The organism is Chrysiogenia bacterium (assembly GCA_020434085.1).
In the GTDB taxonomy this organism is placed as follows: Bacteria; JAGRBM01; JAGRBM01; order JAGRBM01; family JAGRBM01; genus JAGRBM01.
Genome location: JAGRBM010000350.1, coordinates 1 through 8322 on the forward strand (window position 1 = coordinate 1; position 8322 = coordinate 8322).

Genomic DNA, 8322 nt, shown 5'->3' on the forward strand with positions numbered 1-8322 from the left:
CTCTGGGGCGCGCCCGGCAGGTGCTGGGCGAGCAGCTCGCCGCGCGTTGCGAGCTGGTGCAGGCCAATTTCGAAGACGCCCCGCGGGTGCTGGGCGAGCTTGGCATCGAAGCGGTCGACGGCATCGCCATGGACCTTGGCATCTCCAGCGACCAGCTCGACGATCCCGCGCGCGGGTTCTCGTTCGAGGAGGGCAGCGCCCTCGACATGCGCATGGACCAGAGCGAGGGCCCCTCGGCCAAAGATCTTGTAAACAGCCTCGGTGAGGCAGAGCTCACGCGCATCCTTCGCGACTATGGCGAAGAACCCAAGGCCCGCGCCTTGGCGCGCCGTATCGTCGAAGCACGTCCCATCGAGGACGCCGCGCAGCTCGCCAAGCTCGCCGAGGGACTCTACCGCGGCCACTCGCGCGTGCACCCGGCGACGCGGATGTTTCAGGCGCTGCGCATTGCCGTCAACGACGAGCTCGGCGCCCTTGAGCGCGCGCTCGAAGAACTGCCGACCTCTCTGGCCCCCGGCGGCCGCATGGTGGTGGTGAGCTTCCACTCGCTCGAAGATCGGCTCGTAAAGCGCCGCTTCGTCGCGCTCGCCGCCGTCGAAAAAGATCCCATTACCGGCCAGCCCGTGCACGCGCCCCACTACCGGGTGATCACGCGCAAGCCGCTCACCCCCGGCGAGGAAGAGCTCGCCGCCAATCCCCGCTCGCGCAGCGCCAAGCTCCGCGTGCTTGAGAGGAGCGCCGCCTGATGGCTACCAGCGTCAGCATCAGCCAGCAGGCGGTCAGCCGCGGCGGGCGCGTGGCCAAGGCCATGCGCCGCCAGGCCAAGCCGCGTTCGGGCCCGGGGACGATGTATTTCGTGGTGCTCATCGGGCTGACCGTGTGCTTCTCGCTGGCTTACGTGTGGCTGCGCATGCACCGCATCGAGGTCGCCTACGAACTCTCGGTCAACCAGCAGCGAGAGCAGGAACTCGACAAGGAACACCGGCGCCTGCTCTATACGCTGGCGACGCTCAAGGACCCCAAGCGGCTTGAAAAGATCGCCCGCGAGGATCTGGGCATGAGCGTTCCCGCGCCCGGTCAGGTCATCGTGCTGGAGGATTCCTCGCAGTGATGATGGATCCCCACACCGAACGGCGCATCCGGCGCCGGGTCATGGTCCTGGGCGGCCTGGGCGTGCTGTGGGCGCTCGGCCTGCTGGTGCGCGCGTGGGATCTGCAGGTGCGCTCGGCTGACAAGCTCAACGCCATGGCCGCGCGCCAGCACACCAAGAAGGTGACGCTCAAGGCGCGGCGCGGCATGGTCTTCGATCGCAACGGCGCAGAACTGGCGATCAGCCTGCCGGTGGAATCGATCTTCGCCCAGCCCGCCGAGCTCGAAGACGCGGCGGATGCGGCGAAGAAGCTCGCGAAAATCCTCGATACCGAAGAGGCTCCGCTTCGCAAGCGTCTGTCCCAGAAAAACCGCGGCTTCGTGTGGGTCGCCCGTCAGGTGGACGCCGACAAGATTACCAAAGTGCGTGCCCTGGATTTCAGCGGCATTGGTTTCATTGAAGAATCCAAGCGCCACTATCCCGGCGGCGAGCTGGCCGGCCACGTGCTGGGCTTTGCAGGCATCGACTCGGTGGGCCTCGAAGGCATCGAATACACCTACAACCGTTTCCTGCGCGGCAATGCCGAGGAAGTGGTCGGCGCACGCGATGCGCGCGGCCGCGCGATTCTTGCGCGCGGGCTGGGCTCGCTCGAAAAACTCAAGGGCGACCACCTCACGCTCACCATCGATTCGACCATCCAGAGCATCGCCGAGCGCGAGCTGGCAGATGCGCGCGAGCTGACCGGTGCCAGGGCGGGCACTGCCACGGTGATGGATCCGCGCACCGGCGAGATCCTCGCCATGGCGGTTGAGCCGCGCTTTGATCCCAATAACTTCGAGAAGTTCACCAGTAACGAGTTCCGCAATCGGACCGTGACCGACATCTTCGAGCCCGGTTCGACGATGAAGCCCTTCCTGCTGTCCTCTGCCATGGAAGAGGGCGTTGTGGCTCCAAACGACATCTTCTTCTGCGAGAACGGCGACTACGAGGTCTATGACCGCACCTTCCACGATACAAAGCCCCACGGCTGGCTGAGCGCGGCGAACATCCTGCGCGTTTCCTCGAACATCGGCGCGATCAAGATCTCCGAGCGTCTTGGTGGGCAGAAGTATTACGACTACCTCCGGCGCTTTGGTTTCGGCCATGCGACGGGGATCGACCTGGCCGGCGAGGCCGACGGCCTGCTGGCGGCACCAAGCCGCTGGAGCGGCGTGTCGCTTCCGGCGATCAGCTTCGGCCAGGGCATGGGCGTCACCGCGATCCAGATGGTTGCCGCCGCCGGAGCGCTGGCCAACGAGGGCATCCTTCACAAGCCCACCGTGCTCAAGGAAGTGCGCGACGGCGAGGGACGGCTCATCCAGCGCACCGTGCCCCAGGTTGTGGACCGGGTGCTCAGTGAATCCACCGCGCGGCGCATCACCGGGATTCTTGAAAAGGTCGTCGCCGACGACGGTACCGGTCGCAATGCCCAGATCCCGGGCTACCGGGTGGCGGGAAAAACGGGCACGGCCCAGAAAATCGACCCGGAAACCGGGAAGTATTCCAGCCAGTTGCGCGTTGTGTCTTTTCTGGGTTACGTCCCGGCCAGCGCGCCCCGCCTGGTCATCCTGGTCACCCTGGATGAGCCCGAGGGGATGGTCTCCGGCGGCGGTACCGCCGGGCCGGCCTTCGCGCGAATTGCCTCCCAGGCACTCGCCTACCTGGAGGTTCCACCTGACAAGGCAGCCGACGACATCACACTCGAAGATCCCGTCGGCGACCTGATTGGTTCGATTACGCAGCACGCCGCGCACCCTGGGGAGGGTGCGTCAGCGCTTTCGGGCACTGCGTTTCAAGTTGCGAGCCTGGACTCGGCCACCGGTCAGTCCATTGCCGCGTCCGACGGACGCGTTCCGAGTTTCATGGGGATGGCACTTCGGGACGTGATCGGTTGGCAGGGCGCCGGGCGCGTGTCGCTGCATTGGCAGGGGCACGGCGTGGTGGTGGGGCAAATGCCCCCGCCGGGCGCGCCGCTCGAGCCCGGAATGAAAGTCAGTCTTGAGTTGAGGCCGCCCGGATGAGGGCGTAGCGGAGCGCGCGGTCGGGGTAAGGGCCGCGTGAGAACCGGATGAATTTGGAGGAGTCTTTGAACGGGGTTGTAGCCCAGCGCATGAGCGGCGAGCCGGTAGCGGTGCGCGCGCTCGTCTGCGATTCGCGGCGCGTGAGCGAAGGCGATGTTTTCGTCGCCCTGCCCGGTAGCGCCGCGGACGGTCACGACTATGTGGACGCCGCGATTGCCGCGGGCGCCCGCGCGGTGGTGATCGAGCGCGCCGACCTGTTCGAGAGCCTTGCGGCTCGCTCCGATCTCACGACAATCCTTGTCGACGATGCCCACGCCGCCCTTGGCGTGATGGCAGCCAACGTGCAGGGCCGTCCCTCCGAGTCCATGAAGCTCGTCGGTATTACCGGCACCAACGGCAAGACGACGACGGCCTTCATCGTCGAGAGCGTGCTTCGCGCCGCGGAGCTCAACCCCGGCCTGCTGGGAACGGTGGAGTTTCGCGTGGGCGCCCAGCGCTTCCCGTCTACACACACCACGCCCGGCGCGATCGAGCTGCAGGAACTGCTGGCGAAGATGCGCGCGGCCGATGCCAAAAGCGCCGTCATCGAGGTCAGCTCCCACGCCCTCTCGCAGGCACGCACGGCGGGCCTCGAGTTCGACGTGGCGGTGTTCACGAACCTCACCCAGGACCACCTCGACTACCACGCCGACATGGACGACTACTTCGCGGCCAAGCGCCTGCTCTTTACGAGCCAGCTTGCCGCGCAGCAGGTGAAGACAGATGCGACCTGCGTGATCAACGCCGACGATCCTTACGGCGCGCGCCTCATCGACGAAGTCTCGGGGACTCGCCGCGTGATCAGCTACGGGCTGGGCGCCTCGGCGCGCGCGGCAAGCGGCGCAGAGCGCGGCGTCGATGTCTTCCCGACCGAACTTTCCTGGGGCAGCGCGGGCCTGAGCGCCCGCGTGCACACCCCGGCGGGCGAGATGAGCGTGATGGGCGCGCTCATGGGCGAGCACAATGTTTACAACACGCTCGCCGCCATCGCCGCCGGCGTCGCGCTCGGGCTTCCGCTCGAGAAGATCGCCGCCGGCATTGCGGCCCTGCGGGCCGTTCCGGGCCGCCTGGAACCGGTGGAAAACAGCCTCGGGATCACGGTGCTTGTCGACTATGCGCACACCCCCGATGCGCTTCGCAATGTGCTGGCCTCCTGCCGGGGCCTCACCGACGGCCAGCTCATCTGCGTGTTCGGTTGCGGCGGCGACCGCGACCGCGCCAAGCGTCCGCTCATGGCGCAGGCCGTGAGCGAGCTGGCCGACCTGGCCATCCTGACAAGTGACAATCCGCGCACGGAGGATCCCCAGCAGATTCTCAGCGATGCGCGTCAAGGTTTGCGTGGGAAAGAAGGCACCCAGCACCTCGTCGAAGTCGATCGGCGGCGGGCCATTGCGCTCGCAGTCGGTCGGGCCCTTCCCGGTGATCTGGTGATGATCGCCGGGAAGGGTCACGAGGACTATCAGATCGTCGGGACCGAGAAGCGTCCCTTCGACGATCGGCTGGTTGCCGCAGAGGCGCTGCGCGCGCGCGAGGAGGGGGAGAGCCAGTGAGTTTTTCCCTGAATGAACTGCGCGAGGCGGCCTCGGGCCGCGTGCTCATGGCCGAGCGCGAGGACTTTCCCGCGGGCGCGATCGATTCGCGCAGCCTCGAGCCCGGCGAGCTCTTCTTTGCCCTGCGCGGCGAGAGCGCCGACGGCCACGCCTACGTGGAGGCGGCCATCGCCCAGGGCGCAGGCGGGGCGGTGATTGCCGACGATCGTGCCGAACCGGCGTTCATCCACAAGCTCCGTCGCTACCGCAACATCGCGCTGGTTGCCGTGGACGAGCCCGAAGCCGCGCTGGCGCGCCTTGCCGCCGCGCATCGCAGCGCGATGGGCGAGCTTCGCGTGGCGGCCATTACCGGCTCCAACGGCAAGACGACGACCAAGGAAATTCTGGCCGCGCTGCTCGGCGCCCATGCGCCCACGCTGGCCACGCGCGGGAATCTCAACAATCAACTAGGCGTGCCGCTCACCCTGCTTCGGCTGGAGAGCAAACATCAGTACGCCGTCGTCGAGATCGGGGCGAGCGGTCCGGGCGAGGTCGATGCGCTCGCCCGCATGGTGCGTCCGCGGGTGGGGATTCTCACGAACATCGCGCCCGCGCACCTCGAAGGTTTTGGAAGCCTGGAGGGCGTGCGCCGCTCCAAGGGCGAGCTGCTTCGCCACGTGGCGGTCTCGGGCACGATCATTGTCAACGAGGACGATCCGGGGGCTGTATCCCTTGCGGGCGAATTCGCCGGCAAGAAGGTCAAGGTATCGGTACAAGGAAATGATGCTGACGTTGTTGCTGAAGAAGTGGTGGCGGCCGGTCCAGACGGCATGAGCTTCACGCTCCGTGCCTATGGAAAGTCGCAACTGGTGCGCCTGCCGCTGGTGGGCACGCACAATGTCTCCAACGCGGTGATGGCCTCGGCCGCGGCGCTGGAGATGGGGATTCCCTTCGAGAAGGTTGCCATAGCGCTCGAGCGCGTGCGCCCGGCGCAGATGCGTAGCGAGGTGCGCGTGGGCGCTGACGGCACGATGTTGCTGGTCGATTGCTACAACGCCAATCCCACCAGCATGAGCCGGGCGCTGGAAACCCTCGCGCAGCTTCCCTGCAAGGGGCGGCGCATCGCCATTCTGGGACAGATGAATGAGCTCGGCTCCCAGTCGCGCGAGTTCCACCGTGCGCTCGGCGAAGAGGCGGCGCGCCAGGGGATCGACTGGCTGCTCTATACGGGAATGTTTGCCGACGAAGTCATCGAGGCGGCGACCAAGGCGGGGCTCCAGCACGCCGAGAGCTTCCCCTCCCACGAAGAGATCATGAGCGCCATCGGCCGCGGCATGAAGGCCGGCGACAGCGTGCTCATCAAGGGCTCGCGCGGCGCGCGCATGGAGCGCATTGCCGACCCGCTGCTGGCGCGCCTCGAACGCGAAGGCCACGCCGAAGACGGGGAGGGAGGTCGCTGATGTTCTACCACCTCTTCGTCGATCTCGCAGACCGGTGGGCCATGCTCAACGTGTTCCGCTACATCACCTTCCGCACCCTGGGTGCGGCGATTACCGCATTCTGGATGGGCGTGCTGCTTGGGCCCTGGATGATCGAGCGCCTGCGCGTCCTCAAGGCCGGGCAGAGCATCCGCGACGATGGTCCCGAGACGCACCTGCAGAAGGCGGGCACCCCCACCATGGGCGGCGTGCTCATCCTGGCGGCAATCTTCGTGCCGACCCTGCTGTGGGCGCGGCTCGATACCGATTACGTGTGGATCGTGCTGGGTGTGACGGCTGTTTACGGCGCGCTCGGTTTTGCCGACGATTACCTCAAGGTCAAGCACAAGAATTCCAAAGGCGTGCCCGGCAAGGTGAAGCTGCTGGTGCAGACCGCCGGCGCGCTCGCGGCGGGCGCCTATCTCTACTACAGCGAGTTCGGCACCGACCTGGCGGTTCCCTTCTTCAAGGACTTCGATCCCGACCTTGGAATCGTCTTCATTCCCTTCGTGATTCTGGTGATCGTGGGGGCCTCCAATGCGGTGAATCTCACCGATGGTTTGGACGGCCTGGCGATCGGTCCGGTCATCACGACGACCGCGACCTATACGCTCTTTGCCTACATCGCGGGCAACGCGGTCTACAGCGAGTATCTGCTGGTGCCGAGCATCCCCGGCGTCGGCGAGCTGTGCGTGGTATGCGCCGCCGCCGTGGGCGCGGGGCTTGCGTTCCTCTGGTTCAATTCCTATCCGGCCGAGGTGTTCATGGGCGACGTGGGTTCGCTCGCACTCGGCGGCCTCATCGGCACGGTGGCCGTGCTGACCAAGCAGGAAATTCTTCTCGCCCTGGTGGGCGGGATCTTCGTGGTGGAGACGCTGAGCGTGATGATCCAGGTGTTCTGGTTCAAGCGCACCGGCGAGCGCGTGTTCAAGATGGCGCCGCTCCACCATCACTACGAGCTGCTGGGGTGGCCCGAGCCCAAAGTGATTGTTCGGTTCTGGATCATCTCCATCATTCTGGCACTGGCAGGGGTTTCGACCCTGAAGTTGAGGTAGGCGCGCGTGAATCTGAAGGACAAAACCGTGACGATCGTCGGCCTGGGCGCTGCCGGGCTGGCCGCTGCGCGCTTCTGCCTTGGGCAGGGCGCGCGCGTGCGCGTCACCGACGTCCGCGCGGAGTCCGAGCTGGCCGAAGCGCTCGCGACGCTTACTGGGGTCGAGCACTTCCTGGGCGCCCATCCCGAGGGCGCGTTCGAGGGCGCCGACATCGTGATGGTGAGCCCGGGCGTGCCGCTCTCAAGTGAGCCGCTGCGCCGCGCCGCTGCCGGCGGCCTGCGTCTTGTGGGCGACGTGGAATTCGCCGCGCCGTATCTGAGCGCGCCGACCATCGCCGTGACCGGTACCAACGGCAAGAGCACGGTGACCGCGCTGCTGGGCGAGATGCTTGCCGGCGCCGGTCGCAACGTATTTGTTGGCGCGAACCTGGGGCGCCCGGTCTTCGAGGCTGCCGGCGCGGACTTCGATGCGCTGGTACTGGAGCTTTCGAGCTACCAGATCGAGACGCTCGAATCCCTGCACCCCAAAGTGGCGCTGCTGCTCAATGTCACCGAAGACCATCTCGATCGCTACGATTCCTTCGAACACTACCGCGCCACCAAGGCGCGCCTGCTCGCACTCGTCCCGGCCGACGGCACCGCCGTTGTGAATCTCGACGATCCGGCCGCGATGAACAGCGCGCAGGGCATTGCCGCACGCTGCGTGGGCTTTACGCTCAAGAACGCGCAGGCGCCCGCTGGCTGGGGCTGCGTGCGCCTGGATGGTGAGAGCGCACGGAGCGCCGCCGGGACGCACATCGATCTCTCGGGCTCGAAGCTCACCGGACGCCACAATCTGGCGAATCTGCTTGCGGCCGTCGCTGCGGCCGAAGCCTTCGGGCTCAGCGACGCGCAGATCGAGGCGGGAATTGCCGCCTTCAAGGGGCTGCCGCACCGCTGCGAGTTCGTTGCCGAAGTCTCGGGCGTCTCCTACTTCGATGATTCCAAGGGGACGAACGTCGGCGCCGTGTGCGAGAGCCTCAAGGGCTTTGCCGGGCCGGTCATCCTGGTGGCCGGCGGCGTGAGCAAGCAC

At 66.6% G+C, this 8322-nt stretch carries 7 protein-coding genes; all 7 read left to right on the top strand.

Features of this window, described 5'->3' with window-relative positions; translation table 11 throughout:
• Window positions 1-746, top strand: a 746-nt coding sequence (gene rsmH, locus KDH09_12195; GenBank protein MCB0220450.1) for a 16S rRNA (cytosine(1402)-N(4))-methyltransferase RsmH, incomplete at its 5' end; no start/stop codon positions are given.
• Window positions 746-1111: a cell division protein FtsL gene (gene ftsL, locus KDH09_12200; GenBank protein ID MCB0220451.1), complete on the top strand. Its 366-nt coding sequence runs from the start codon at window positions 746-748 to the stop codon at window positions 1109-1111. The genes rsmH and ftsL, both read left to right, overlap by 1 nt.
• Window positions 1111-3150, top strand: coding sequence for a penicillin-binding protein (locus KDH09_12205; GenBank protein MCB0220452.1), 2040 nt, complete (start codon window positions 1111-1113; stop codon window positions 3148-3150). The genes ftsL and KDH09_12205 overlap by 1 nt, the downstream gene beginning before the upstream one ends.
• 47 nt (window positions 3151-3197) lie before the next feature.
• A complete protein-coding gene (locus tag KDH09_12210) occupies window positions 3198-4739 on the top strand; it encodes a UDP-N-acetylmuramoyl-L-alanyl-D-glutamate--2,6-diaminopimelate ligase (GenBank protein ID MCB0220453.1) in 1542 nt (513 codons plus the stop codon).
• Entirely contained in the window at window positions 4736-6178 is a 1443-nt protein-coding gene (locus KDH09_12215; protein ID MCB0220454.1) for a UDP-N-acetylmuramoyl-tripeptide--D-alanyl-D-alanine ligase, read from the top strand. The genes KDH09_12210 and KDH09_12215 overlap by 4 nt, the downstream gene beginning before the upstream one ends.
• A complete protein-coding gene (locus tag KDH09_12220) occupies window positions 6178-7251 on the top strand; it encodes a phospho-N-acetylmuramoyl-pentapeptide-transferase (GenBank protein MCB0220455.1) in 1074 nt (357 codons plus the stop codon). Before KDH09_12215 ends, KDH09_12220 begins: the two co-directional genes overlap by 1 nt.
• A gap of 6 nt (window positions 7252-7257) precedes the next feature.
• Window positions 7258-8322: UDP-N-acetylmuramoyl-L-alanine--D-glutamate ligase (gene murD, locus KDH09_12225; protein MCB0220456.1), on the top strand; the 1065-nt coding region annotated here is incomplete at its 3' end.